The 26,872-nt window shown below is 69.6% G+C and carries 23 protein-coding genes and 1 pseudogene; 18 read left to right on the top strand and 6 right to left on the bottom strand.

All coding sequences use genetic code 11. The features are described 5' to 3' along the window. The 4 genes from AC07Q9_RS30655 to AC07Q9_RS30640 are packed head-to-tail and all read left to right on the top strand — an operon-like array spanning position 1 to position 3,021. A complete protein-coding gene (locus tag AC07Q9_RS30655) occupies positions 1-1,158 on the top strand; it encodes an ABC transporter permease (RefSeq protein ID WP_495312855.1) in 1,158 nt (385 codons plus the stop codon). Next, positions 1,155-1,433 (top strand): acyl carrier protein, encoded by a 279-nt coding sequence (locus tag AC07Q9_RS30650; RefSeq protein ID WP_062476711.1) that lies wholly within the window; start codon positions 1,155-1,157, stop codon positions 1,431-1,433. The genes AC07Q9_RS30655 and AC07Q9_RS30650 overlap by 4 nt, the downstream gene beginning before the upstream one ends. Further along, a complete protein-coding gene (locus tag AC07Q9_RS30645) occupies positions 1,430-2,503 on the top strand; it encodes a beta-ketoacyl synthase N-terminal-like domain-containing protein (protein WP_495312854.1) in 1,074 nt (357 codons plus the stop codon). The genes AC07Q9_RS30650 and AC07Q9_RS30645 overlap by 4 nt, the downstream gene beginning before the upstream one ends. Further along, on the top strand, positions 2,500-3,021 hold the full coding sequence (locus AC07Q9_RS30640; RefSeq protein ID WP_495312853.1) for a hypothetical protein: 522 nt from the start codon (positions 2,500-2,502) through the stop codon (positions 3,019-3,021). The genes AC07Q9_RS30645 and AC07Q9_RS30640 overlap by 4 nt, the downstream gene beginning before the upstream one ends. On the opposite strand, the gene AC07Q9_RS30635 is transcribed toward AC07Q9_RS30640, so the two are convergent. The 5 genes from AC07Q9_RS30635 to AC07Q9_RS30615 all read right to left on the bottom strand — a co-directional run bounded on the left by AC07Q9_RS30635 (position 3,000) and on the right by AC07Q9_RS30615 (position 8,736). Beyond that, positions 3,000-3,620, bottom strand: coding sequence for an HD domain-containing protein (locus AC07Q9_RS30635; protein WP_495312852.1), 621 nt, complete (start codon positions 3,618-3,620; stop codon positions 3,000-3,002). The two genes, AC07Q9_RS30640 and AC07Q9_RS30635, sit on opposite strands and share 22 nt — an antisense overlap. 5 nt (positions 3,621-3,625) lie before the next feature. Then, a complete protein-coding gene (mltB, locus tag AC07Q9_RS30630; RefSeq protein ID WP_495312851.1) occupies positions 3,626-4,729 on the bottom strand; it encodes a lytic murein transglycosylase B in 1,104 nt (367 codons plus the stop codon). 65 nt (positions 4,730-4,794) lie between these two features. Next, positions 4,795-6,825 (bottom strand): transglutaminase TgpA family protein, encoded by a 2,031-nt coding sequence (locus tag AC07Q9_RS30625; RefSeq protein ID WP_495312850.1) that lies wholly within the window; start codon positions 6,823-6,825, stop codon positions 4,795-4,797. 13 nt (positions 6,826-6,838) lie between these two features. After that, positions 6,839-7,819, bottom strand: coding sequence for a DUF58 domain-containing protein (locus AC07Q9_RS30620; protein WP_495312849.1), 981 nt, complete (start codon positions 7,817-7,819; stop codon positions 6,839-6,841). Then, a complete protein-coding gene (locus AC07Q9_RS30615) occupies positions 7,816-8,736 on the bottom strand; it encodes an AAA family ATPase (RefSeq protein WP_489057290.1) in 921 nt (306 codons plus the stop codon). Before AC07Q9_RS30615 ends, AC07Q9_RS30620 begins: the two co-directional genes overlap by 4 nt. Positions 8,737-8,825: 89 nt before the next feature. Between AC07Q9_RS30615 and AC07Q9_RS30610 the strand changes: the two genes are divergently transcribed. From AC07Q9_RS30610 to cydX, 12 genes are all read left to right on the top strand, one after another. Then, on the top strand, positions 8,826-9,779 hold the full coding sequence (locus AC07Q9_RS30610) for a histone deacetylase family protein (protein ID WP_062482261.1): 954 nt from the start codon (positions 8,826-8,828) through the stop codon (positions 9,777-9,779). Between the two features lie 39 nt (positions 9,780-9,818). Next, entirely contained in the window at positions 9,819-11,108 is a 1,290-nt protein-coding gene (locus AC07Q9_RS30605) for a mechanosensitive ion channel family protein (RefSeq protein ID WP_489057289.1), read from the top strand. Between the two features lie 135 nt (positions 11,109-11,243). Then, positions 11,244-11,993, top strand: a complete 750-nt coding sequence (locus AC07Q9_RS30600) for an electron transfer flavoprotein subunit beta/FixA family protein (protein WP_095743555.1) — start codon at positions 11,244-11,246, stop codon at positions 11,991-11,993. Positions 11,994-11,995: 2 nt separating this feature from the next. Continuing rightward, complete coding sequence (locus AC07Q9_RS30595; RefSeq protein WP_495312848.1) at positions 11,996-12,928, top strand: electron transfer flavoprotein subunit alpha/FixB family protein; 933 nt, start codon at positions 11,996-11,998, stop codon at positions 12,926-12,928. Positions 12,929-13,014: 86 nt separating this feature from the next. Continuing rightward, a complete protein-coding gene (locus AC07Q9_RS30590; protein ID WP_495312847.1) occupies positions 13,015-14,805 on the top strand; it encodes an acyl-CoA dehydrogenase in 1,791 nt (596 codons plus the stop codon). Positions 14,806-14,885: 80 nt separating this feature from the next. Next, positions 14,886-15,848, top strand: a complete 963-nt coding sequence (locus tag AC07Q9_RS30585; RefSeq protein WP_062482679.1) for an NAD(P)H-dependent flavin oxidoreductase — start codon at positions 14,886-14,888, stop codon at positions 15,846-15,848. A gap of 74 nt (positions 15,849-15,922) precedes the next feature. Beyond that, the gene (locus tag AC07Q9_RS30580; protein WP_495312883.1) at positions 15,923-17,017 is read left to right on the top strand and encodes an acyltransferase family protein; all 1,095 of its coding nucleotides are present in this window, start codon (positions 15,923-15,925) and stop codon (positions 17,015-17,017) included. 156 nt (positions 17,018-17,173) lie between these two features. Continuing rightward, positions 17,174-18,871, top strand: a complete 1,698-nt coding sequence (gene cydD, locus AC07Q9_RS30575) for a thiol reductant ABC exporter subunit CydD (RefSeq protein ID WP_495312846.1) — start codon at positions 17,174-17,176, stop codon at positions 18,869-18,871. Then, positions 18,868-20,580, top strand: coding sequence for a thiol reductant ABC exporter subunit CydC (gene cydC / locus AC07Q9_RS30570; RefSeq protein ID WP_495312845.1), 1,713 nt, complete (start codon positions 18,868-18,870; stop codon positions 20,578-20,580). Before cydD ends, cydC begins: the two co-directional genes overlap by 4 nt. Positions 20,581-20,633: 53 nt before the next feature. Further along, entirely contained in the window at positions 20,634-22,253 is a 1,620-nt protein-coding gene (locus AC07Q9_RS30565) for a cytochrome ubiquinol oxidase subunit I (RefSeq protein WP_095744809.1), read from the top strand. Continuing rightward, on the top strand, positions 22,250-23,404 hold the full coding sequence (gene cydB / locus AC07Q9_RS30560) for a cytochrome d ubiquinol oxidase subunit II (protein ID WP_062475791.1): 1,155 nt from the start codon (positions 22,250-22,252) through the stop codon (positions 23,402-23,404). The genes AC07Q9_RS30565 and cydB overlap by 4 nt, the downstream gene beginning before the upstream one ends. An 18-nt stretch (positions 23,405-23,422) precedes the next feature. Continuing rightward, positions 23,423-23,572 carry a cytochrome bd-I oxidase subunit CydX gene (cydX, locus tag AC07Q9_RS30555; protein WP_095744810.1) on the top strand — a complete coding sequence of 50 codons (150 nt, stop codon included), beginning with the start codon at positions 23,423-23,425 and terminating at the stop codon, positions 23,570-23,572. A gap of 42 nt (positions 23,573-23,614) precedes the next feature. Here cydX and AC07Q9_RS30550 read toward each other — a convergent pair whose 3' ends face one another. Next, positions 23,615-24,205, bottom strand: coding sequence for a GbsR/MarR family transcriptional regulator (locus tag AC07Q9_RS30550; protein WP_139703802.1), 591 nt, complete (start codon positions 24,203-24,205; stop codon positions 23,615-23,617). Between the two features lie 187 nt (positions 24,206-24,392). Between AC07Q9_RS30550 and AC07Q9_RS30545 the strand changes: the two are divergent. Beyond that, positions 24,393-24,527 (top strand): annotated as a pseudogene (locus AC07Q9_RS30545) (ESPR domain-containing protein); the annotation flags it as partial. A gap of 600 nt (positions 24,528-25,127) precedes the next feature. Further along, positions 25,128-26,872 (top strand): autotransporter-associated beta strand repeat-containing protein (locus AC07Q9_RS30540; protein ID WP_495312882.1); only part of this gene is annotated, 1,745 nt, incomplete at its 3' end.

Raw genomic sequence — 26,872 nt, 5'->3', positions numbered from 1 at the left:
ATGCTCTTCGCCCTCATCAAGAAGGAACTGCTGGCCCTCGTGCGCGACATGCACGGGCTGGCCGTGCTGTTCGTGATGCCGATGGTGTTCATCGTGCTGATGTCGCTCACGCTGAAGGACATCTACCGCCCGCCGCTGGCCGAGCTGAGCTACGCGGTCGATGCGCGCGACAGCGGCACGCCGGCCAAGTGGCTGCTGCAGATCTGGCAGCGCAGCCACGGCGCGCCGCAGCCGCTGGGCAGCGACTGGCAGGCGCGGCTGCGCAGCGGCACGCTCAAGTACGTGATCGTGCTGGAGCCGGGTCTGTCGGACGAACTGGAATCGGCAGCGCTCTCCACGCGTGCCCACATCCGCCTGCTGGCCGAGCCCGGCATCGACGCCAACCTGTTCAACGCGCTGCGCGCCGAACTCATCGGCGCGTCGGGCGAACTCAAGGCGCGGCTCGCGCTGGCGGTGCCCGGCACGGCCAGCCCCGCGCCCGATGCGTCCATCCAGGCGATGGTGCAGGCCGAGCGCTTTGCCACCGCCGGCCCGCGGCCCACGTCGGTGCAGCAGAACGTGCCGGCCTGGCTGGTGTTCGGCATGTTCTTCGTGGTGGCTTCGCTGTCCAGCCTGTTCGTGCAGGAGCGCGGCTCGGGCGCGCTCGGCCGGCTGCAGAGCCTGGGCGTGTCGCGTTCGATGCTGCTGGCTTCCAAGGCCTTGCCCTACCTCGGCGTGAACGCGCTGCAGGCGCTGCTGATGCTGGCGGCGGGCATCTGGTTCATGCCGCTGATCGGCGGCGATGCGCTGTCGCTGGCGGGCATCCACTGGGGCGGCCTGCTGCTGTCGCTCGTGGCCGTGAGCCTGGCGGCGGTGAGCCTGTCGCTGGCGGTGGCCTGCCTCGTCAAGAGCCATGCGCAGGCCGCCACGCTCGGGCCGATGGTCAATGTGCTGATGGCGGCGGCGGGCGGCATCATGGTGCCCAAGTTCGTCATGCCGGGCTTCATGCAGCGCATGGTCGAAATCTCTCCCATGAACTGGGGGCTCGAAGCGTTGCTCACCGTGCTGCTGCGCGGCGGCGGCGTGGCCGAGGTGCTGCCGCAGGTCGGCCGGCTGGTGGCGTTCGCGGCCCTCATGTTCTTCGTGGCTGTCTTTCTGTTTCGCAGGCGCGCACCGTGACGAGCACCGTTTCCTCTCCTGAATTCATCGCCCGCCTCAAGGCCCTCGTGCTCGAGGCTGTTGAAAAAGACGCGCCGCCCGGCGGCCTCGGCGACGACGAGCCGCTGTTCGGCCCCGAGGCGCGGCTGGACCTCGACTCGCTCGACGCGCTGCAGGTGTCGATGGCGATCCAGCAGCACTTCGGCCTGCGCATGCCCGACAGCAAGGACACGCGCCGCGCGATGACGTCGATCGCGCACCTGGCGGAACACCTGGCGCAAGCGGGCAAAGCATGAGTCCGGTGTACCTGGCCGGCATGGGCCTGGCCTGCGTGCTCGGCGACGATGTGCCGTCGGCGCTCGCGGCGCTGCGGCGCGGCGGCGTGCCGCCCACGCCGGTGACGGTGGCCCAGGGCCTGCAGTGGCCGGTCTACACGCTGCCGGTGCCGCCCGGCGACTGGGCGCAGCGCGTGCAGCACACGGTGCGCCGCGTGGTCGCGCAGACCGGCGACGGGCTGGACCGGCAGGGGCCGCTGTTCGTGGCCTCGTCGTCGCTCGACATCGGGGCCATGGAACACGCGCAGCACGACGCGCGGCTCAGCGGCGACCTGCAGGATTTCGCCGACATCGCCGCCGCCGCGCTCGACTGGCAAGGCCCGGTCTTTACCGTCTCGACCGCCTGCACCTCGGCGCTCAACGCGATGCTGGCGGCGGCCGACATGGTGCGCGCGGGCGAGGCGCGCGAGGCACTGGTGATCGGCGCCGAGCTCGACAACCGCTTCACCGTGGCCGGCTTCGGCGCGATGCAGCTGCTGGCGACCGACAGCGCACGGCCCTTCGGCGCGGGGCGCCAGGGGTTGGTGCTCGGCGAAGCGGTGGCGGCGCTGCGGCTCGGGTCGCAACCCGCGCGCTGGGCGCTGCTGGGCGGTGCCAACGTGGTCGACGGCCGCAACCCCTCGGGCACCGAGGCCAGCGCCGTGCGCGCGATGTGCCGCGACACGCTGGCGCGCAGCGGCCTGCAGCCCGCGGACATCGACCTCATCAAGGTGCAGGCCGCGGGCAGCCCGGTCAACGACGCGATCGAGGTCGAGGCGCTGCGGCAGGTGTTCGCGCCGCTGCCGCCGCTGGTGTCGCTCAAGTCGGCGATCGGCCACACGCTGGGCGCGGCCGGGGCAGCGGAGCTGGCCCTGCTGGTCGGCTGCATCGAAGGCGGCGCCTGGCCGTCGGTCGGCTACGCGCTGGACGAGACGCTGGGCATCGCGCTGAGCGACGGGCCGCCGGCGCGGCTGCGCCACATCCTGCTCAACGTGGTGGGCTTCGGCGGCGGGCATGCGTCGCTGGTGCTCAAGGATTGCAACGCCGCATGAGCAACTCGACAACCGCTTGGCGCACCGTCGCCCATGTCGTGGCGCATCCGCCGCCCGACGACTGGCGCGACGCGCTGGCGACCCGCCTGGGCCGCCGGCCGCGCCGCGTCGGCCTGTGGACCGAGCTGGCGATGTACGGCGCGCTGCGCTGCCTCGACGCGGCCGGCGAAGCCGCGCTGCCGACGGGCGCGCGCCTGCGCGTGACCAGCCGGCGCGGTGCGTGGGAGGCCACGCGTGCGGGGCTGGCGCAGCTCGACGCGGGCCTGCCGATGCCCTTCACCTTCATGCAGGGGCAGCCCGCGCTGATGCTGGCCGAGGTCGGCCGCAGCCTCGACTGGCAGGGCGATGCGAGCTTCATGCTGTGCCGCGATCTCGCGCGGCCGCTGACGCTGTCGCAGCTGGGCGCGGGGCGCGACGGGCTGCTGTTCGGCGTGGTGGAGGAGACGTTCGGCGACGTGCCGCCGCGCTCCGAATGGTGGCGGCTGGTGCCGACCGATCAGGCGGCGATCGAACGCTGAAGGTTCTCGCGCGCCCGCGCTTCGAGCAGGGCGTGCATGCGCGGCGTGGCGTAGATCGCCGGGCGAGCTAGAAAGCGCTGGAGGATCGCGCACCGGCGCGGCAGGCGAATCTCTTCGGGAACGAAACCGTATTCCGCATGCACCTGGCGCTCGTACTCGTCGAAGCGCGCGCGCTCGGCGCCGAGGATCGACAGGTCGATGTCGATCAGCAGTTCGGCGTCGCGGCCCTCCGGCACGGCGTCGTGGCGCGTGGCCATGACGAGCGCGTGAACGCGCTCGGCCGACGCATCGCTCGCACCGGCGGCCTGCAGCGCCTGCCGCGCCCAGTCGGCGCTGCGGGCTTCGTTGTCGTGCGCATGCACGTCGTAGATCGCGTCGTGGAACCACAGCGCCAGCGCCACCTCGCCGGGGCGTTCGGCGAGCGCCTGTTCCCGGTCGAACCATGCGAGGCATTCGCCCAGGTGCTGCATCGTGTGGTAGTGGCGCTGCGGCTCGCCGTAGCGGCGTTGCAGTTCGAGCCGCAATGCGTCGTCGGGCGCGGCCACGCCCAGCGCCTGCCAGGCGGCGGTCCAGTTCGCGTGCAGCGCCTGCGGTGTCATCGCGGCTATTGCTCCATCGCGGCCTTGACCTCCTGGCCGAGGTCGAGCACCGACATCGCGTAGTAGCTGCTCCAGTTGTAGCGCGTGATCACGTAGAAGTTGCGCGTGCCGGCGACGTAGGTCGGCGGTGCGTCGAGGCCGTTCTGCAGCTCGATGAGCGCCAGCAGGCCCTTGTGCTTCAGGCCTTCGCCCTCGGGCACGGCGCCTGCGGCCACGAAGCTGTCGGCGCTGAAGGTCGGCAGGATGTCGGGCGCCAGCAGCAGGGCCTTCTTGAGGCGCGCCTCGTCGAAATGCACGGGGTAGATCGACGGCATGCCGGGCGTCCAGCCGAAGGCCTTGAAGTAGCTCGCCACCGAGCCGATCACGTCGACCGGGTTGTTCACGAGGTCGATGCGGCCGTCGCCGTCGAAGTCGACCGCGTACTTGGCGATGCTGCTGGGCATGAACTGCGGCATGCCCATGGCGCCGGCGTAGCTGCCCACGGGCGTGAGCGGGTCGTCGGCGGTGCGGCTTTCGGTGCTCAGGAAGCTTTCGAGCTCGCCGCGGAAGAAGGCGACGCGCTCGGCCGCGCGTGGGTGGCCCTGCGGGAAGTCGAAGGACAGCGTGGCCAGCGCATCGATCACGCGGAAGTTGCCCATGTTGCGGCCGTAGATGGTCTCGACGCCGACGATGCCGACGATGATTTCCGGCGGCACGCCGTAGGTGGCCTCGGCACGCGCGAGCGTCTCGGCGTTGGCGCGCCAGAAGCGCACGCCGGCCGCGATGCGCACCGGGTCGATGAAGCGGCTGCGGTAGGTCTGCCAGTTCTTCACCGTGCCGACCGGGCCCGGCAGCATCAGGCGCGGGACGTTGGGCAGGAAGCGCGCGGCACCGATGGTGGCGCGCACCCAGTCGCGATCGAGGTTGCGGCGCTGGGCGACGTCGTCGGCGAACGCCATGGCGTCGTCGCGCGTGGCGTAGGGCGTGCTGCCGCGCACCGGCGTGACGGCGGGGCGGGCGTTGGCCTGGGGCTTCTGGGCCAGGGCGCCCGTGGGCCAGGCGACGCAGGCGGCGAGGAGGGCGGTGGCGGCCACTGCGGCGCGCAAGGGCGTGGGGAAGGCGTGTGACATGGGCACGATTGTGCCGCCCGTGCGCATGCGCACTTTCGGGGGACACATGTGGTTGCAGCCGCGCTTCAGGGGCGCGGCGGTGCGGGCGGCCAGGGCAGCCGGCGGAACTCGGCGCGCAGCGCGGCGAGCGAGGCCGATGGGCCGGATGCGGCGGGTGCGTAGCGCTGGGCTTCGAGCTTCAGCAGCCAGTCGCGCACGGCCTGCGCGGCGGGCCCGAAGCGGGCGTCGGCGGCCTGGGCCATCTGGCGCGGCGGCGCCGTCTCGGGCAGCGGCAGGCCGGCCTTGGCCAGGCGCGCGCGAGCCCGGCCCAGCAGGCGCAGCCACGGGTCGTGCCGGCTGCGCTCCCACAGCGTCCAGCCGGCGCCGGCCAGGCTCGCGGCCACCAGCAGGTACAGCAGCACGTAGCCCAGGTCTTCGAGGCTCGGGGCGTTGAAGCCGAGGGTCTTGAGCAGGTCGAGCTGGCGGCTCTGCGTGTAGTTGAGCACCCACTGGTTCCAGCCGTTGTTCACGGCCTCCCAGGCGGCGCGCAGGTTCTGCACCAGTGTCGGGCTCATGACGCCGATGGCGCCCGCCAGCAGGCCGGGCTGCGGCGTAAGGCGCTGGAACTGCCCGATGCGCCCCGGCGCAACCGAGCCGGTCGGGTCGACGCGCACCCAGCCCGCGCCCTCTTGCCACACCTCGGCCCAGGCGTGCGCGTCGCTCTGGCGCACCACCCAGTAGTTGTCGACGTTGTTGAGCTCGCCGCCCTGGTAGCCGGTGACGATGCGCGCCGGGATCTGCAGGTGGCGCATCAGCACCACGAAGGCCGAGGCGATGTGCTCGCAGAAGCCTTCCTTGCGGTCGAACCAGAACTCGTCGGCGGTCTCGTTGCCGTACACGCCGGGCTCCAGCGTGTAGGTGTAGCCGCCGGTGCGCAGGCGTTGCAAGGCGGCCTGCACGAAGGCGTTGGCATCGGCGCCGGCCAGCGCGGGGTCGGCGCGCATCTGGGCGGCGAGCGCGGCGGTGCGCGGGTTGCTGCCGGCCGGCAGCGCCAGGTAGGGCTGGAGCCGGCCGCCGGTGCGTGTCAATGGGCCGCTCTGGAACTGCGGGTGGCTCTCGGCGCGGTAGCGCACGAGGTCGGTGATCGGGCGGTTCACGAACCACTGCAGGTCGGGCGTGCCGGTGACCTCGTAGCCGGGCACCTCGGGTGCGCGCGGCGCGGCGTCGAGCGTGAGCAGCCACGGGCGCTGGCTGGCTTCGAGCGTGACCTCGTAGCGCACCGGCTCGCCGCGCGTGCGCAGGTTCGGCATCGCCTGCCCGCTGCGCGCCCAGGTCGGCAGCGCGGTCCATTCGCGGCCGTCGAACTGCGCCAGCACGGGGCCACGGAAGTACAGCTGGCTTTGCGGCGGCGCGCGGTTGTCGTCGAACTTGATGCGCGCGGCGATGCTCCCGTCGAGCGCCAGCTCGGCGATGGTGCCGACCCGCATCGTGTTCGACAGGCCGGTGCGCCCGGCCATGGCGTCGCCGGGCGTGCCCCACAGCGGCGCGAAGCGCGGGAACAGCAGGAATAGCGCGAGCATCACCGGCGCGCCCGCCAGCGCCATCCAGCCGGCCATGCGCGCAGCCTGCATCAGCGGCGGCCGGCCCACCGGCATGTGGGCGTTGACCAGCGCCGTCAGCAGGCCCAGCAGCGCCAGCAGCATGGTGAAGGCGGTGAGCAGCGACTGCGAATAGAAGAAGTTCGTGAGCATCGCGAAGAAGCCCAGGAAGAAGACCACGAAGGCGTCGCGCCGCGCGCGCAGCTCCAGCGTCTTGAGCGCCAGCAGGCACACGACCAGCGTGACACCTGCGTCGCGGCCCAGCAGCGTGCGGTGGGTGGCGTAGGTGCCGGCCAGCGCCAGCGCCAGCAGCGCGAGGCGCCACCACTTGCTGGGCAGCGGGCGCGCCTGCAGCGCCAGCGAGGCGCGCCACAGCAGCACCAGGGCGGTGATGGCCGAGCACCACCAGGGCAGCTCGTCCACCTGCGGCAGCAGGATGAGACCGATGACGCACAGCAGGAACAGCGTGTCCCGTGCGTCCCTCGGTAGCGCGGTGAGTTCGCGTACGACCCGGTTCATGCGGCGGCCCCGTTCATGCGCACAGCGCCAGCGCCTCGAGGCAGGCGCGCCGGTGTGCTTCGCCCTGCGACGGTTTCACCGTGCGGCCGGCGACGCGCACGCCGTAGTCCACGCCCAGCCGGTCGGCCATGAGCACCCAGGCGCACAGGCGCGACAGGCGGGCCTCGATGTCGGGCAGCGCGGCGGCGTGCGCGTCGAGCCAGAGTTCTTCGCGTTGCGTGTGCTGCGTGTCGCGGCTCACCAGGTCTTCGGAGCCGTTGGCCTGCGCGCGGGCGGCCTTCTTCCAGACCACGAGCTTGAGTGGATCGCCGCGCCGGTAGGCGCGCACGCCGTCGTATTCGCCGGCGTTCTGCGTCCGCATCGCAGCCGACGCGGCGGCGGGCCCCGAGAGCGGCTCGCCCGGCGGCAGCGGCGGCGGGTGGGCTTCGGGCGTCGGGTACACGAGCAGCTGCGCGGCCGGGCGCCAGACGGTCCAGACGCGGAAGGTGCCGAGCGGAAAGCGCGTCTCGGCGGTCAGCGGCGGCACCGGGTGCAGGCCGCGCCGTTCGGGCTGGAAGGCGATCTCCACCGTGGCCGTGCCTTCGGCCGGCACGTCGGTCCAGGCCCACTGGCCGCTGCCGCGCACCGCCATGCCGATGCCGTAGCGCACGCTGCGCCGTTCGTTGTGCAGCACCACGCGCAGCACCGCCGCGGCGCCCGCGAACTGCGCCTCGGGCGGCACCATGCGCAACGCCAGCCCGCGCAGCGTGGCGTGGCACACATGCATGCCCACCGCGACGCTGCCGGCCAGCAGGAAGGTCAGCAGGTAGCCCAGGTTGAGCTGGTAATTGATCGACGCCACCAGCAGCACCAGCAGCGTGGCCGCCAGCGTCCAGCCGGCGCGCGTGGGCACGATGTAGACGTTGCGCTGGGTGAGCTCGAGCGTGTCCGACGGGGCCCGGCGCGAGAGGAACCAGCCGTCGATGCGCGAGCGCAGGACGCCGACAGGGCTCACGGCAGCGGCACCGCGGCGATCATCGCGCGCACCTGTTCGACCGCACCGCGGCCGGCATCGCCCACGGGCGTGAGACGGTGCGCGATGGTCTGCGGCAGCACGGCCTGGATGTCGTCGGGCGCCACGTAGTTGCGGTTGGCCAGCAGCGCCTGCGCCTTGGCGGCGCGCAGCACGGCGATGCCCGCGCGCGGCGACAGGCCTTGCAGGAACCAGCGGCCCGAGCGGGTCGCGGCGATCAGGTCCTGCAGGTAGTTCAACAGCGGCTCGGCCGCGTGCACCTGCTGCACGCGCTGCTGCAGGGCGGTGAGTTCGCCGGCGGTCAGCAGGGCGGGCAGGCCGGCGAGCATCTCGCGGCGGTCGGCACCCGCGAGCAGCTGGCGCTCGGCGGCGCGGTCGGGATAGCCCAGCGAGATGCGCATCAGGAAGCGGTCGAGCTGCGACTCGGGCAGCGCGAAGGTGCCGAGCTGGTCCTGCGGGTTCTGCGTGGCGATCACGAAGAAGGGCGTGGGCAGGGGACGGGTCTCGCCCTCGACCGTGACCTGCTTTTCTTCCATCGCCTCGAGCAGCGCGCTCTGGGTCTTGGGGCTGGCGCGGTTGATTTCGTCGGCCAGCAGCACCTGCGCAAAGATCGGCCCGGGGTGGAACACGAAGGCCTGCTGGCCCCGGTCGTAGATCGCCACGCCCGACAGGTCGCCCGGCATCAGGTCGGCCGTGAACTGCACGCGCGAGAACTGCAGGCCGAAGGTGTGCGACAGCGCATGGGCCAGGGTGGTCTTGCCGACCCCCGGCACGTCCTCGATCAGCAGGTGCCCGCCCGCCAGCAAACAGGCCACGCAGTCGCGCACCTGGGCCTCTTTGCCAACAATCACCGTGTTAAGCTGACTCAGCAAAGAGGCTAGCTTCGCGGCTACGTCCATATTTGTATCCATATGCAAACGATACCGTAAGACCTTGCGGCCCCATGCCGTGTGAGGTCTAGACGCGACGACACGAGACACGGCGAGAGATGGGCAAGACAGGCTACTTCACGCATCGCGACTTCTGGAAGCACGACATGGGCAACGGGCATCCCGAATGCCCCGAGCGGCTGGATGCCATCGAAGACCGGCTGCTGCTGACCGGCGTCGGCGACGCACTGGCGCGGGGCGAAGTGCCCCTGGCCACGCTGGAACAGATCACCCGGGCCCACAGCCACGCGCATGTCGAACACCTCGAGGAACTGCAGCAGCGCCTCGTGGCTGACGCGCCTGCCGGCGGCCCCGACCACGCGCAGGTCGACCCCGACACCGTGCTGACCCGCTTCACCCTGCTGGCCGCGCGCCGCGCCGCCGGCGCTGCCGTGGCGGCCACCGATGCCGTGATGGCCGGCGAGATCGAGAACGCTTTCTGCCCCGTGCGCCCGCCGGGCCACCATGCCTGCCGCGAGCAGGCCATGGGCTTCTGCTTCTTCAACAATGTGGCCATCGCCGCGCGGCACGCGCTCGAGGTGCATGGCCTGGACCGCGTGGCCATCGTCGATTTCGACGTGCACCACGGCAACGGCACCGAGAACATCCTGTCGAACGACCCGCGCGTGCTGATGGTCGGGTTCTTCCAGCACCCGTTCTATCCGTACAGCGGCACCGAGCATCCGGCGTCGAACATGCTGAACCTGCCGATCCCGGCCTACACCAAGGGCATGGACGTGCGCGAGCTGGTCGAGGCGATCTGGATGCCGCGGCTCGAAGCCTTCAAGCCGCAGATGGTGTTCATCAGCGCCGGTTTCGACGCCCACCGCGAGGACGAACTCGGCCAGCTCGGCCTCAACGAAAACGACTTCGCCTGGATCACCGGCCGCGTGCGCGATGTCGCCAAGCGCCATGCGCGCGGGCGCATCGTCTCGCTGCTCGAGGGCGGCTACCACCTGGACGCCCTGGCGCGCAGCGTGGAAGCGCACATCCGCGTGCTGGCGGACCTGTAACCCGGTTGGCGCCCGCGAGGCGCCCTGTTTCTTTCACCGATGAATTTCAATTTCGACGACTTCCTCCAGCGCCTGCGACAGGTCGACGCGCACGGCCTGGGCATCGAACTCACCGTGCTCGTGGCCTGCGTGGGCGTGGCATGGGCGGTGTGCAAATGGTTCGGGCGCGACCAGCCCAAGGATTCGATCTGGTTCGGCGAGCGCACCTTCGACGGCCTGCTGTTCCCGCTGCTCGCGCTGGTGCTCACCGGCATTGCGCGCCGCGTGGCGCTCGATGTGCTGCCCGTGGTGCTGGTGCTGCGCATCGCCGTGCCGGTGTTCCTGTCGCTGGCGGTCATCCGGCTGTTCGCGCGGGTGCTGCGGGCCGTGTTCCCCACCTCCAGTCTGGTGCGGCTGATCGAGCGCACCATCTCGTGGCTGGCCTGGATCGCCGCCGTGCTGTGGATCGTCGGGCTGCTGCCGCCGGTGCTGGCCGAACTGGACGACATCACGCTGGCCTTCGGCAAGACCCGCGTCAGCCTGCAGACCATCATCCAGGGCGCGCTGTCGGCGGGGCTGGTGCTGATGATCGCGCTGTGGATCTCCAGCACCATCGAAAAACGCATCCTGCGCGAGGCCGTGAGCGACCTGTCGATGCGCAAGGTGGCGTCGAACGCGGTGCGCGCCTTCCTGCTGCTGATCGGCCTCTTGTTCGCGCTGTCGGCGGTGGGGGTCGACCTCACGGCGCTGTCGGTGCTGGGCGGCGCGCTCGGTGTGGGCCTGGGCTTCGGCCTGCAGAAGCTGGCGGCCAACTACGTGAGCGGTTTCGTGATCCTGCTGGAGCGCTCGATCCGCATCGGCGACAACGTGAAGGTCGACACCTTCGAAGGCCGCATCACCGACATCAAGACGCGCTACACGCTCATCCGCGCGGGCAACGGGCGCGAGGCCATCGTGCCGAACGAATCGCTCATCACCGGCCGGGTCGAAAACCTGTCGCTGGCCGACCGCAAGTTCAACATCACGACCAACATCGTGGTCGGCTACGAGAGCGACGTGGCGCAGGTGCAGGGCATCCTGTGCGACGCCGCCAAGGCCCAGCCGCGCGTCATGACCGACCCGGCGCCTATCGCCTACCTCGTCACCTTCGCGCCCGACGGCCTGGAGTTCAGCCTGAACTTCTGGGTTGCCGACCCTGACAAGGGCAAGGACAACGTGCGCTCGGCCATCAACATCGCCATCCTCGAAGGACTGCGGGCCGCCCGCATTGACATTCCCTATCCGCAGCGGGTGCTGCGAGTGGAATCTTTGCCGGCAGGAGTGGCCGCAGCGCCTCCCGCTGTTTTATAATCACGGAAAAGCACGATCGTTCTTTTTTGGCCCTTGAGGCCGACAAGAAGAATGGAGAGGCAGCCAAGGCCTGCGTCCTAAAATGGCAGGCTGCTCTCGAAGCCCCCCTTTTTGCAATCCAATGGAGTCAAGTCAATGAAGGTTCTTGTGCCTGTCAAACGGGTCGTCGATTACAACGTGAAGGTGCGCGTCAAGAGCGACGGTACCGGGGTGGACATTGCCAATGTCAAGATGAGCATGAACCCCTTCGACGAGATCGCTGTCGAAGAAGCGGTTCGGCTGAAGGAAAAGGGCATCGTGACCGAAGTCATCGCTGTCTCCTGCGGTGATGCCAAGTGCCAGGAAACCCTGCGCACCGCGATGGCCATCGGTGCCGACCGCGGCATCCTGGTCGAGACGAGCGAAGAACTGCAGCCGCTGGCCGTGGCCAAGCTGCTGAAGGCGCTGGTCGACAAGGAACAGCCCCAGCTGATCATCCTGGGCAAGCAAGCCATCGATGACGACGCCAACCAGACCGGCCAGATGCTGGCTGCGCTGGCCGATCTGCCCCAAGCCACCTTCGCCTCGAAGGTCGACCTGGCAGCCGACAAGGTCACCGTCGCACGCGAAGTCGACGGCGGCATGGAAACGCTAACGCTCACGCTGCCCGCAGTCATCACGACCGACCTGCGCCTGAACGAGCCGCGCTACGTCACCTTGCCCAACATCATGAAGGCCAAGAAGAAGCAGCTGGACACCTTCAAGCCGGAAGACCTGGGCGTGGACGTCAAGCCCCGCCTGAAGACCCTCAAGGTCAGCGAGCCGCCCAAGCGCGGTGCAGGCATCAAGGTGCCTGACGTTGCAACGCTGGTGGACAAACTGAAGAACGAAGCGAAGGTGATCTGAACATGACCGCACTTGTTATTGCCGAACACGACCACGCCAGCATCAAGCCGGCCACCCTCAACACCGTGACCGCAGCCCTGGCTTGCGGTGGCGACGTCCACATCCTCGTGGCCGGTGCCAACGCCGCAGAGGCTGCCAAGGCCGCCGCGCAGATCGCCGGCGTGTCCAAGGTGATCGCTGCCGACAGCGCCAGCCTGGCCGAGAACCTCGCCGAGAACGTCGCAGCGCAAGTGCTGGCGATCGCCGGAAACTACAGCCACATCCTGTTCCCCTCGACCGCCAACGGCAAAAACGTCGCACCGCGCGTGGCCGCCAAGCTCGATGTGGCGCAGATCAGCGACATCACGAAGGTCGACAGCCCGGATACGTTCGAGCGTCCGATCTACGCCGGCAACGCCATCGCCACCGTGCAGAGCACCGACGCCACCAAGGTGATCACCGTGCGCACGACCGGCTTCGACGCCGCAGCCGCCACCGGTGGCAGCGCCACCGTTGAAACCGCTGAAGGCGTCGCAGACAGCGGCAAGTCGACCTTCGTCGGCCGCGAAGTCACGAAGAGCGAACGCCCCGAACTGACGGCCGCCAAGATCATCGTCTCCGGTGGCCGTGCCCTGGGCAGCGCTGAGAAGTTCACCGAAGTGATGGCTCCGCTGGCCGACAAGCTGAACGCAGGCTTGGGCGCCAGCCGCGCTGCAGTGGACGCAGGCTACGCCCCGAACGACTGGCAAGTGGGCCAGACGGGCAAGATCGTCGCGCCGCAGCTGTACATCGCCGCGGGCATCTCGGGTGCGATCCAGCACTTGGCCGGCATGAAGGATTCGAAGGTCATCGTCGCGATCAACAAGGACGAAGAAGCGCCGATCTTCTCGGTGGCCGACTACGGCCTCGTGGCCGACCTGTTCACGGCCGTGCCGGAACTCGTGAAGGCGCTCTGATCGCTTCAACGCATTGAGCCAGAAGGCATCGTTCGCGATGCCTTTTTTACATCTGCCGCCCCCACCGCGGCCCCTGGAGAGAAGACATGAGCTACACCGCCCCCCTCAAGGACATGCTGTTCGACATCGAGCACCTGGCCAACATCGGCGAGATCGCCAAGCTGCCCGGCTTCGAAGACGCCGGCCTCGAAACCGCACAGGCCGTGCTCGAAGAGTGCGCGCGCTTCAACCAGGACGTGGTGGCGCCGCTGAACGTCGAAGGCGACCGCAACCCTTCGTCGTTCAAGGACGGCGAAGTCACCACCAGCAAGGGCTTCAAGGACGCCTTCGCGCAGTACGTGTCGGGCGGCTGGCAGGGCCTGCAGCATCCGGCGGACTTCGGCGGCCAGGGCCTGCCCAAGACCATCGGCGCGGCCTGCGGCGAAATGCTCAACTCGGCCAACATGAGCTTCGCGCTGTGCCCGCTCTTGAGCGACGGCGCCATCGAGGCGCTGCTCACCGCCGGCTCCGATGAGCTCAAGGCCATCTACCTCGAGAAGCTCGTGAGCGGCCAGTGGACCGGCACGATGAACCTCACCGAGCCGCAGGCCGGCAGCGACCTGGCCATGGTGCGCAGCCGCGCCGAGCCGCAGCCCGACGGCACCTACAAGGTGTTCGGCACCAAGATCTTCATCACCTACGGTGAGCACGACATGGCCGAGAACATCGTGCACCTCGTGCTGGCCCGCGTGAGCGGCGCGCCCGAAGGCGTGAAGGGCATCAGCCTGTTCGTGGTGCCGAAGTTCATGGTCAACGCCGACGGTTCGCTCGGTGCGCGCAACGACGTGCACTGCGTGAGCATCGAGCACAAGATGGGCATCAAGGCATCGCCGACCGCCGTGCTGCAGTACGGCGACCACGGCGGCGCCGTCGGCTACCTCGTGGGCCAGGAAAACCGCGGCCTCGAGTACATGTTCATCATGATGAACTCGGCCCGCTACGCCGTGGGCATGCAGGGCATCGCGATCGCCGAGCGCGCCTACCAGCACGCCGTGGCCTACGCCAAGGACCGCGTGCAGAGCCGCCCGGTCGATGGTTCGATCAACGCCAGCGCGCCCATCATTCACCACCCCGATGTCAAGCGCATGCTGATGACGATGCGCGCCTACACCGAAGGCTGCCGCGCGATGGCCTCGGTGGCCGCCGCCGCCTACGACGCCGCGCACCACCATCCCGATGCCGACGCGCGCAAGCAGAACCAGGCCTTCTACGAATTCATGGTGCCGCTCGTGAAGGGCTACAGCACCGAGATGAGCCTCGAAGTGACCTCGCTGGGCGTGCAGGTGCACGGCGGCATGGGCTTCATCGAAGAGACGGGCGCGGCGCAGTACTACCGCGACGCGAAGATCCTCACGATCTACGAAGGCACCACCGCGATCCAGGCCAACGACCTCGTGGGCCGCAAGACCGCGCGCGACGGCGGCCAGACCGCCAAGGCGATCGCCGCGCAGATCGAGAAGACCGAGGCTGAACTCGCCAAGAGCGACAGCGCCGCAGCCGCCGCCGTCCTCAAGCGCCTGACCGCCGCGCGCCTCGCGTTCATCGACGTGGTCGACTTCGTCGCCGGCCAGACCAAGGCTTCGCCCAACGCCGTGTTCTCGGGCAGCGTGCCGTACCTGATGCTGGCAGGCAACCTCGTGGCCGGCTGGCAGCTGGCGCGTTCGCTGATCGTGGCGCAGGACCAGGCCTCGCACAACGTCGACGCCGCCTTCATGCAGGCCAAGATCGCCACCGCGCGCTTCTACGCCGAGCACATCCTGAACAAGGTGCCGGGCATCCGCGACAGCATCGTCGAAGGCGCCGAGAGCGTCACGGCGCTGGCGCTCGAAGCGTTCTGACGCACCTGCTGCTGTCGCCCATCTGACGGGCGGCAGCGGCCCCTTGCTCTTATAAAACCGAACCCCTTCCCGGAGACGACATGTCCAAGCTGCCTTCTGTCCTCGCGAACCTGCCGCTGCCGATCATCGGCTCGCCGCTGTTCATCATCAGCAACCCCAAGCTCGTGATCGCGCAATGCAAGGCCGGTGTGGTCGGCTCGATGCCGGCGCTCAACGCCCGCCCGGCCGCCCAGCTCGAAGAGTGGCTGATCGAGATCACCGAGGAGCTGGCGGCCTACAACAAGGCCAACCCGGACAAGCCGGCCGCGCCCTTCGCCATCAACCAGATCGTGCACAAGAGCAACGACCGCCTCGAACACGACATGGAGATGGTCGTGAAGTACAAGGTGCCGATCGTGATCACCTCGCTGGGCGCGCGCACCGACGTGAACGACGCGGTGCACAGCTACGGCGGCGTGACCTTGCACGACATCATCAACAACAAGTTCGCGCAGAAGGCGATCGAGAAGGGCGCCGACGGCATCATCGCCGTGGCGGCCGGTGCCGGCGGCCACGCAGGCGTGAAGAGCCCGTTCGCGCTGGTGCAGGAAATCCGCCAGTGGTTCGACGGCCCGATCGCGCTGTCGGGCTCCATCGCCTCCGGCGGCGCGGTGCTCGCGGCGCAGGCCATGGGCGCCGACTTCGCCTACATCGGCACCGCCTTCATCGCGACCGAAGAAGCGCGCGCGAGCGAGGAGTACAAGCAGGCCATCGTGGACGGCAACTCGGACGACATCGTCTATTCGAGCCTGTTCACCGGCGTGCACGGCAACTACCTGGCACCCAGCATCGTCAAGGCCGGCATGGACCCGGCCAACCTGCCCGAAGGCGACGTGACGACCATGAACTTCGGCGGCGGCGAAGGCAGCAAGGCCAAGGCCTGGAAAGACATCTGGGGCTCGGGCCAGGGCATTGGCGCGATCACCGAAGTGGCGAGCGCGGGCGCCTTCATCGAGAAGCTCAAGCGCGAATACCAGGAAGCACGACAGCGATTGGCACTTTGAACAGTTCGCACGCACCGGCATCGACCTCCGCTGCGAGCGGTGGCGGCGGGGCCGTGCCTGCGCGGCAGGGGCGGATGCCGCTGCTGGACGTGGTCAAAGGCCTGGCCTGTGCGCTGATCGTCGGGCACCACCTGGCGCGCTACGGCCCGATGCCGGCCGGCGCGCAGGTGCTGGCGCCCGATTTCTTCGGCTGGCTGGCGGACGACGGCCGGCTCGCGGTGCAGGTATTCCTCGTGATCGCCGGCTTTCTCGCGACGGCGAGCCTCGCGCCCGATGGCGTGCTGCGTGTCGACCGGCCCGTGTCGCGCATCCTGCAGCGCTACGCCCGGCTGGTCATGCCGTACCTTGCGGCGCTCACGGTGTGCGTGCTGGTGGCCGATGTCGTGAGGCCATGGCTCGGTGAAGACGTGGTGCCGGCCGCGCCGAGCCTCGGCCAATTGCTGGCGCACGGCCTGCTGCTGCAGGACCTGCTGAACTACGAGTCGCTGTCGACCGGCGTCTGGTACGTGGCCATCGACTTCCAGCTGTTCGCGCTGGCGCTCGCGCTGGTCGGGTTGCCCGCCGTGCTGCGGCAGCCGGCTTCGGCCGCGCGGTGGGCGCCGGTGGCGCTGGTGTTCATCGTGGCCGTGGCCTCGCTCGCACTGTTCAACCGGCAGGCGCGGCTGGACGACACCGCGTTCTATTTCTTCGGCGCCTACGGGCTCGGCATGTTGGCCTTCTGGGTCGGCCGCGCCACGCGTGCCAGCACCTGGCACGGCGCCGTCGCGCTGTTGGCGCTGGTGGGGGCGGGCGCGCTCATGATCGACTGGCGCAGCCGGATCGCCATCGCGCTGGTGACTGCGCTGCTCATCGCGGTGGCGCAGCGCCGGCAGTGGCTGTCGCCCGCGCACTGGCCCGCAGCCGCCGTGCCGCTGCAGCAGCTGGGGCGCATTTCGTATTCGCTGTTCCTGATCCACTTCCCGGTGCTGCTCGCCGTGAACGCGCTGGTGGCGGGCCTGGGGCCGCACGGGCCGTGGGTCGACCTGCTGGGCATGGTCGCGACCTTCGGCCTGTCGGTGGGCGCCGCAGTGCTGCTGTACCGGGGGGTCGAAGCCCGGCCGGCCTCGCTGCGCAGCGTATGCACACTTTTTGCCGCATTGCTCGTCAGCGGCCTCATCGTGTCGTACTGAAGCGCGCCGCACCCGCTGCGGTGCGGACCTTTTTCTTCCCATTCCTTTGCAAATCTGTTGCCTTCGGGCTTCAGAGCGGGCAGTCTGCGCGAACTGCCCCTGTTGTGTATGATTGTGAATCTTTCAGTAAATACTGAAAATACACAAACTCAAGGAATGACAGAACCATCGCCGCCACGATCGCCGTTGAAGGCTTTCACGTCGCCCGACATCGGCAGCGTGGTGCAAGGCGTCGCGGCGCTCGCGTGGCTGCCGCAGGCGGCGCTGCTGGCGATGGCGGTGCAGGGGCTGGCCAACGATGAAGGCATGGCGGCCGTGCTGTGGCCGGCGGTGGGCATCCTCTTGCTCGGCCTGCTGCGCGCGGGCTGCGAAGCCTGGGGCGTGCGCCGCACCTTCGGGCGCGCCCGGGCGCAATTGACGGCTTTGCGCGCGCAGACCGCGGCGGCGTTGGCGGCGGGCTCGCCGCTCGACCGCGAACGTGCGCCCTCGGGCCTTGCGGCCAGCGTGCTCGCCGAACAGGCCGAGGCGCTGGTGCCATACCTCGTGCGCTACCAGCCCGCACGCTGGCGCGCGACGGTGGTGCCGCTTTTCCTGCTCGCCGCAGTGGCCTGGTTCTCGTGGGCCGCGGCGCTGGTGCTGCTGGTGGCGGCGCCGCTGATCCCGATCTTCATGGCCATCGTCGGCTGGCGCGCCAAGGCGGCCAGCGAGGCGCAGATGGTCGAGATGGGCGGCATGAACGCCTTCCTGCTCGACCGTCTGCGCGGCCTGGCCACGCTGCGCGCGCTCGACGCGGTCGACGCCACGGCCGACCGGCTCGGTGCCTCCGCCCAGTCGCTGCGCCAGCGCACGATGGCGGTGCTGCGCATCGCGTTCCTGTCGTCGGCCGTGCTGGAGCTGTTCTCCGCGCTGGGCGTGGCGCTGGTCGCGGTCTACATCGGCTTCCATCTGCTGGGCTCGCTCGGCTTCGGCGCCTGGGGCCAGCAGCTCAGCCTGGGCGAAGGCCTGTTCGTGCTGTTGCTGGCGCCGGCCTTCTTCGAGCCGCTGCGCGAGCTGTCGGCGGTCTGGCACGACCGCGCGGCGGGCGAGGCGGCACTGCAGGCGCTCGACGACCTGCAAGGTGGCGCGCTGCCGTTGCCCGGCGCGGGTGTCGCGGTCACGCGCGCAGCGACTGGCGCCGCCGGGGCAGGGGCCGCGCCTGCGGTGACGGTCCACGGGCTGCATTTTTCTTGGCCCGGCGAGTCGACACCGCTCTTCGACGGCTATGAATTGCGCATCGGCGCCGGCGAGCACATCGCGCTGGCCGGCCCGAGCGGAGCGGGCAAGACCGCGCTGCTCTCGCTGCTGGCCGGACTGATGCCGGCCACGCGCGGCGAGATCGCCATCGGCGGCGTGCCGCTCACCGAACACACGGCCGCCGCGCTGCGTCAGCGCACGGCGTGGATGGGGCAGAAGCCCCACGTCTTCGCCGGATCGGTCGAAGCCAACGTGGCACTGGGCCGCGCCGACATCGGCGCGCCCGAGGTGGCCGAGGCGATGCGTTTCGCGGCGCTCGACGACGTGGCGCAGGCCCATCCCGGCACCACGCTGGGTGAGGGCGGCAGCGGCCTGTCGGGCGGCGAGGCTGTGCGGCTGGCGCTGGCGCGCGTCGCGGTGCATCCGCATGCCGACCTGATCCTGGCCGACGAACCCACGGCCCACCTGGACACCGCCACCGCCGCACGCGTCGCCGACGCACTGGTGGCGCTCGCCCGCGGCCGGACCTTGATCGTCTCGACCCACGACCCGGTGCTGGCCGCGCGCATGGACCGCACGGTGAGCCTCGGGCCCGAGCCGCTGGTGGAGAAGGCCGCATGAGCCGCCACGCCACCCATTCCCCCCGCTGGCGCGACCTGCGCCTCGTGCTGCGTCCCTTCCTCGCGACCCAGCCGCGCGCCTTGCTGCTGGGCTGCCTGCTGGCCGCTGTCACCGTGCTCGCGGGCATGGCGCTGCTGGGCCTGTCGGGTTGGTTCATCACCGCGACCGCGCTCGCCGGCCTGCATGCGGCCACGGCCTTCACCTTCGATGTCTTCATGCCTTCGGCCGGCATCCGGCTGCTGGCGCTCGGGCGCACGGGGTCGCGCTACGGCGAGCGGCTGGTCACGCACGACGCCACCTTCGCCGTGCTTGCCGAACTGCGCGTGCGGCTGTTCCGCGGCTGGGCCCGCCCCGAGGCCGCGCGCGACCTGCTGATGCGGCCGGCGCGGCTGCTGTTCCGCCTCACGTCCGACATCGACGCGCTCGAGTCGCTCTACCTGCGCCTGTTCGTGCCCGCCGCTGCGGCGCTGGGCGCGGCGCTGCTGGCGGGCATCGTGCTCGGCTTCATGCATGTGGGGATGGGCATGGCGATCGCGCTCTGGCTCTGCGCCGTCGGCTGGGGGCTGGCGTTCCTCATCGCGCGGCGTGCGCGGCAGCCGGCGCGACAGCGCGCGCATGCCGTGGAAGCGCTGCGCGCGCGGGCCGTCGACCTGGTCGCAGGCCAGGCCGACCTCGCGATGGCGGGCCGGCTCGACGCCCAGCGCGCGGCGCTCATGAATGCCGACGCGCACCTCGCGCAGGCGGACCTCGCGCTGAACAAGCTCGAAGCCGCGGCCGGCTTCGCCTACGGCAGCGCGGGCACCCTGACGCTGGTCGGCGTGCTGTTGGCTGTCGGCGCGCTGGTGAGCGAAGGCGTCATCGGCGCCCCTGGCGCTGCGCTCGCACTGCTGATCGCGCTCACTGCCACCGAACCCTTCGCGGCGCTGCGGCGCGGTGCGCTCGATGCAGGACGCACCTGGCTGGCCGTGCGCCGGCTGGCGCCACGGCTGGACCCTTCAGTGGAAGAGGGCGCGCGCGCCTCTCGCACCGCACAGACGGCGGCCGTGCAGGTCGACCAACTCACCGTCGTTCACCCCGGCAGCTTGGTCGAAGTGCTCAGCGGCGTGTCGCTGCACCTGAACGCCGGCGAGCGCGTCGCGCTGGTCGGCGCCAGCGGCGCGGGCAAGTCCACGCTGCTCTCCCTGATTGCCGGCGACCTCACGCCGCGCGCCGGCCAGGTGCAGGCGCAACCGGCCTGCCTGCTGACCCAACGCACCGAACTCTTCCAGGACAGCCTGCGCGACAACCTGCGCCTGGCCGATCCGCAAGCGGGCGACGAGCGCCTCTGGGCCGTGCTGCATGCCGCCGGCCTCGATGCCGATGTGCGCGCGCTGTCCACCGGCCTCGACACGCGCCTGGGCGAAGGCGGCCTCGGCCTCTCGGGCGGGCAGTCGCGCCGGCTCGCGCTCGCGCGGCTGCTGCTGCGGCCCGTGCCGCTGTGGCTGCTCGACGAACCGACCGAGGCGCTCGACGCCGCCACCGCGCACGACGTGCTGCAGCGCCTGGCGCAAGAGGCCGGCCCGCGCACCCTGCTGATCGCCACGCACCTGCGCCGCGAAGCCGCGCTGGCCGACCGCCTCGTGTGCATGGCGCAGGGCCGCATCGTCGCCGACCTGCGCCGTGGCACCGATGCCTTCGAAGCCGCATTGCGCGGCCTGCGCCCCGATTGATGAGTTGACCGACCGAGCAACGAACGAACAGAGAACACATAAAGGAAGCCCCCATGGACCTTGACATCGTCGCGCTCTCGCGCCTGCAGTTCGCCGTGACGGCGCTGTACCACTTCCTGTTCGTGCCGTTGACGCTCGGACTGTCGATCATCCTGGCCATCATGGAGACGGTCTACGTGATGACCGGGCGCGTCATCTGGCGCGACATGACCAAGTTCTGGGGCGTGCTGTTCGGTATCAACTTCGCGATGGGCGTGGCCACCGGCATCGTGATGGAGTTCCAGTTCGGCATGAACTGGAGCTACTACAGCCACTACGTCGGCGACATCTTCGGCGCGCCGCTGGCCATCGAAGGGCTCATGGCCTTCTTCATGGAAGCGACCTTCGTGGGCCTGTTCTTCTTCGGCTGGGACAAGCTCTCCAAGGTGGGTCACCTCACGGCCACCTGGGCCGTGGCCATCGGCTCCAACTTCTCGGCGCTGTGGATCCTCATTGCCAACGGCTGGATGCAGAACCCCGTGGGCGCGGCCTTCAACCCCGCGACCATGCGCATGGAAGTGACCGACTTCGCGGCCGTGCTGACCAACCCCGTGGCGCAGGCCAAGTTCGTGCACACCGTGTCGGCCGGCTATGTGTGCGCCGCGGTGTTCGTGCTCGGCGTGTCGGCGTGGTACCTGCTCAAGGGCCGCCACATCGAACTGGCCAAGCGCTCGATGACCGTGGCTGCGTCCTTCGGCCTGGCTGCCGCGCTGTCGGTGGCGGTGCTCGGCGACGAGAGCGGTTACCTCTCGGGCGAACACCAGAAGATGAAGCTGGCCGCCATCGAAGGCATGTGGGAGACGCAGCCCGCGCCCGCCGCCTTCACCGTGATCGGCTTCCCCGACCAGAAGGCGCGCGAGACGCACTACGCCATTCACATTCCGGCGGTGATGGGCCTGATCGGCACGCGCTCGCTCAACACCGTGATGCCCGGCATCGACGAGCTCGTGAAGCGCGCCGAGGCCCGCATTCGCGAGGGCCTGAAGGCCTACGACGCGCTGCAGAAGATCCGCGAGGCCGGCGGCACCGACAAGGTCACGCAGGGCGTGCGCGGCGACTTCGAGGACAACGGCATCAACATGGGCTACGCGCTGCTGCTCAAGCGCTACGTGGACGACCCGCGCCAGGCCACCGACGAGCAGATCGCCAAGGCCGCGTGGGACACCGTGCCGCAGGTGGCGCCGCTGTTCTGGCTGTTCCGCGTGATGGTGGGCATCGGCATGCTGCTGATCCTGCTGACCGGCACCTTCTTCGTGCTGTCGGCGCGCCGCGCGCTCGACCGCCACCGCTGGCTGCTGAAGGTCGCGGTGTGGGCGATTCCGCTGCCGTGGATCGCGATCGAATCCGGCTGGCTGGTGGCGGAGTTCGGCCGCCAGCCCTGGGTGATCGAGGGCGTGCTGCCGACTGCGGTGGCCGTGTCGAACCTGGGCGTGACGACCTTGCTGATCACGCTCGCGGGCTTCATCGCGATCTACACCACGCTGCTCATCATCGAGATGAAGCTGATGCTCAAGGCCATCCGCAAGGGCCCCGAGGTCGAGCATGCGCCCACCGAGGGCGATGCCCGCTCGCACATTCCGCCGGCGCGTGCCGCCACGTCTTCCTCTTCTGCATCGACCGGGAGCGCCGCATGATCCTCCACACACTTCTCGACTACGACACCCTGCGCTTCATCTGGTGGCTGCTGATCGGCGTGCTGCTGGTCGGCTTCGCAGTGACCGACGGCTTCGACCTGGGCGCCGGCATGCTGCTGCCCTTTGCCGCGCGCAACGACATCGAACGGCGCGTGGTCATCAACAGCGTGGGCCCGGTGTGGGAGGGCAACCAGGTGTGGCTCATCCTGGGCGGCGGTGCCGTCTTTGCGGCCTGGCCGCAGCTGTACGCCGTGTCGTTCTCGGGCTTCTACCTGGCGATGTTCGTGATCCTGTCGGCGCTCATCCTGCGGCCGGTGGCCTTCAAGTTCCGCAGCAAGCGCGAGTCGCCGCAGTGGCGCGCGCGCTGGGACGGCGTGCTGTTCTTCAGCGGCTTCGTGCCCGCGCTGATCTGCGGCGTGGCCGTGGGCAACGTGCTGCAGGGCGTGCCGTTCCGCTTCGGCGCCGACATGCACATCTTCTACGACGGCAGCTTCTTCGGCCTGCTGAACCCCTTCGCCATCCTCTGCGGGCTGGTGTCGGTGGCGATGCTGGTGATGCACGGCGCGGCCTGGCTGCTGCTCAAGACCGCCGGGCCGGTGGCCGAGCGTGCGCGCAGCTACGGCATGGTCGCGGCGGTGCTCACGCTCGTGTTCTATGCGCTGGCCGGCGTGTGGCTGGCCATGGGCATCGGGGGCTTTCGCATCAGCAGCGTGGTCGATGCGGTGGGCCCGTCGAACCCGATGCTCAAGACCGTCGAGCTGCATGCCGGCGCCTGGATGGGCAACTACGCGGCGCACCCCTGGACCATCGCTGCGCCGGCAGCGGGCTTCGTCGGCACGCTGGGTGCATTGCTCGGGCTGGTGCTGCGTCGGCCGGGGTTCGCGCTGCTCACGGCGGCGCTGGGCATCGCCGGCATCATCCTGAGCGTGGGCGCGTCGATGTTCCCGTTCATCCTGCCCTCGTCGATCGATCCGCGCGCCAGCCTCACGGTGTGGGATTCGTCGTCGAGCCACCTGACGCTGTTCATCATGCTGGTGGTCACCGCGATCTTCATCCCGATCATCGTGGCCTACACCACCTGGGTCTACCACGTGCTGTGGGGCAAGGTCGACGAACAAGCCATCCGCGACGAGAGCGGACACGCCTACTGAAACGGGAAGGAAAAAGACATGTGGTACTTCGCCTGGATCCTCGGCCTGCCGCTGGCCGCCGCCTTCGCCGTGCTCAACGCCATGTGGTACGAGCTGATGGACGACGAGGCCATCCGCAAGGAAAAGCTCGGCACGCCGGAAGCCCCGCAGGGGCAGGAACGGCTGTGAGGGCGTAGCGCCCCATCCGTTCCCTCTGCCTTGCGGCGCGACTCAGGTTTCGCCCGCGGGGCCTTTGCTCTTCTTCGACGCACCGCCCGTGAGGCGGTCCTTGAGCGTCAGCACCTTCGTCACCGTCGCGCCCATGCCCATGAGCTGCATCGCAGTCTCGGGCGCCAGGCGCTGCACGTCGTCGAACCACTTCATCAGCCGGTCGATCAGGTCGTGCATCTCGCGCATGCGGGCCTGCGCGTGGCGCTCGGCGTCGCTGGTGGGCGATTCGAGCAGCGCGTTGCGCAGCATCGAGAGCGTGGGCTCGATCTCGCGGCGCCGGCGTTCCTCGGCCAGCACGCGGAAGATTTCCCACACGTCCTTCGGCGCCTCGAAATACTCGCGCCGGTCGCCCGCGTGGTGGCGCAGGTGCACGAGGCGCCAGGCCTGCAGCTCCTTCAAACCCATGCTCACGTTGGAGCGCGAGAACTCCAGCATCTCGGCGATCTCGTCGGCATTGAGCGCGCGCTCCGACAAGAAGATCAGCGCATAGATCTGGCCGACGGTGCGGTTGATGCCCCACTTGCTGCCCATTTCGCCGAAGTGGGCGACGAACTGGCGGTTGAGGGGAGGGAGGTCGGGTGCGGAAGCCATGCGGCGGATTGTCGCGCCGGATTGCTGGACGTACGGAAGTTTCCGAAAACCCAGCAAGGATGGCGGCGCGCATGAATAACTAGTTCTGGTGATAGGTTGGAAACAATTTATTTACAAAAATAAACGTTTCCTGACGGTTTGCCCATTTCTGGTGCATCCGGCCTCTCATTTCAAGGTTTTTCTCCCCATGAACAAAGCACATCGCAGCCTCTGGAACTCGTCGCTGGGGGCCTGGGTGGCCGCACCTGAAACCGCGCGTGCCTCGGGCAAGTCGGGCGCGGGCTCGAAGGTGCGTGCGGCTGTCCTGGCCGCGGGTCTGACCGTGGCCGGCGCTGCCGCACTGGCTGCCGGGGGCGCTGGTGGGGCGGGAGACTTTGACAGCGGTGGCGCGGGCGGCGATGTGGGACAGGCCGGTGTTTCTACGGGCCATGTCGCAGGCGGGGCGGCCGGTGCGTCGCCGGGCGCCAACGGAGCCGACGGTGTGCCCAACTCTCAACCAACCGCGGGCAGCGGAGGGGGCGGCGGCGTGTCCGGTACCTTGCAGTCGCCGACCGGCGGCAATGGCGGCAATGCCGGCGAAACAAGAGCCGGCGGGAGCGCGAGCTATGGCGGCGGCGGTGGCGGCGCGGGTGGCCATGGGTCTGTGGCATCCACCGATGTTGTCAACGCAGTGGCCGTTCGAGGCGGGAATGGCGGCAATGGCAGCGCCGGGTTCCGTGGCTATAACGTTGGCGGGGCGGGAGGGGGCGGCAGTGGCGGCGACGGGGGGCTCGGGCTTGTTGTCGACACGGCCGTGGCGACGATCACGAATGCCCAGGGCGGCAGCGTGTCTGGCGGCAATGGCGGCAATGGAGGAGCGGGCGACGGTGTTGCCCTCGCCGGGGGGGCTGTCGGTAATGGCGGCAGTGGTGGCCGAGGTGGGGTGGGCCTCTCGCTCTCAGGAGCCGGGCTTTCACTTGTCAACGCCGGCAGCATCACCGGTGGCAACGGCGGCACAGGGGGCAGCAGCACGGACGCTGCAGCAGGCGCTGCGGGCGCGGGTGGAGAAGGCATCGTCGCCAGCGGTGCCTCGCGCATCGTCAGCAGCGGCACCATCTCGGGCGGGCTCTCTGGCGATGGCGTCACCCGCGCGAACGCCATCAGCTTCAGCGGCGGCAACGCTTCGCTCACGCTGCAGACGGGGTCGGTGCTGAACGGCCAAGTGGTTGCCCTCGGTAGCGGCAACACCCTGAATCTCCAGGGCAGCGGCAGCGAAGACGATGCGATGTCGGGCTTCTCGAGCGTCCATGCCCAGAGCGGCAGCCAGTGGACGCTGACGGGCGCGTTCCTGCCCACAGGCGACCTCACGGTCACTGTCGACGGCAGTGGCGCGGCGCCCGCGCTGTTGGCGATGAACGGCGTCATCTCCGGTGCCGGCAGCCTCACGGCCGACGGCGGTGGCACGCTGGCGCTGGGCGCTACCAACACGTACGCCGGCGGCACCACGATCAGGAACGGCACCACGGTGCAGATCGGCACGGCCGGCGCGCTCGGCGCCGGTACGGTCACGCTCGACGGCGGCAAGCTGACCGCCACCTCGAGTCTTCACCTGACCAACCGCCTGGACTTCGCCGGCGGTCAGCGCAGCACGGTGGCTGCCGCCAGTGGCCAGGCCCTCGGTATCGGCGGCGTCCTGAACCTGGGCCCCGGGGCGACAGCCGTCTTTGGCAGCGCCGCTGAAAACGGCACCATCCGTCTGGGCAGCGGCGGCGGCCTCTCTTTGGATGCCGCGATCGTCGTGGCCGGCGGCACGCTGCAGGCGGCAGACGCCAATTCCCTCAGTTTCTTCTTGTCCTACGCTGCTTCCACCACGGTGGACAGCGGCGCCACGCTCGACCTGAACGGCTCCAGCGCCAGTATCCGCAACCTGCAGGGCGCGGGAACGCTGAACACCCGGACCGGCAATGGCCCGACCCAGACCACGACGGTAGAGTCCGGCGCGTTCTCGGGTGCGATCACCGGCACGGGCCAACTGGTGAAGACGACGGCGGGCACCCTGACCCTGACCGGCGCCAACACCTACAGCGGCGGTACGACCATCCAAGCGGGCACGCTGCGCTTCGGCGCCGCGTCGGCCCTGTCGCAGAACACGGCGTACACCATGTTTGGCGGCGTGCTCGACCTGGGCAGCTTCAACCTGCGTGCATCGAGCCTGTCGGGCACCGCAGGCGCCGTTCAGCTGGGCAGCGCCACCCTGACCGTCGGGTCGGCCAACGCCAGCACCACCTTCGCAGGCAGCATCGACGGCACGGGCTCGCTGGTCAAGGAAGGCTCCGGCACCTTGACGCTCTCGGGCCCGAACACCTACACCGGCGGCACGACGGTCAGCGCGGGCACCTTGCAGATCGGCAGCGGCAGCATCACCGGCAACGTCACCAACAATGCGGCGCTGGTCTTCAACCGATCGAACGATACGGCCTTCGCAGGCCTCATCACTGGCACCGGCAGCGTGACGAAGACCGGCGCGGGCACGCTGGTCTACACCGGCAACGCCACGCACACCGGCGGCACGACCATCGACAGCGGCACGCTGGAGATCCGCGACAGCGGCAGCATCCTCGGCCACATCGCCAACAACGCCGCGCTGGTGTTCAACCGCAGCGCCGACACCACCTTCGCTGGCAACAT

This window comes from Variovorax sp. GW821-FHT09A10 (assembly GCF_059418385.1).
Note: the sequence above shows the minus strand (reverse complement) of the source record. Positions and strands in the feature narration are given on the sequence as shown.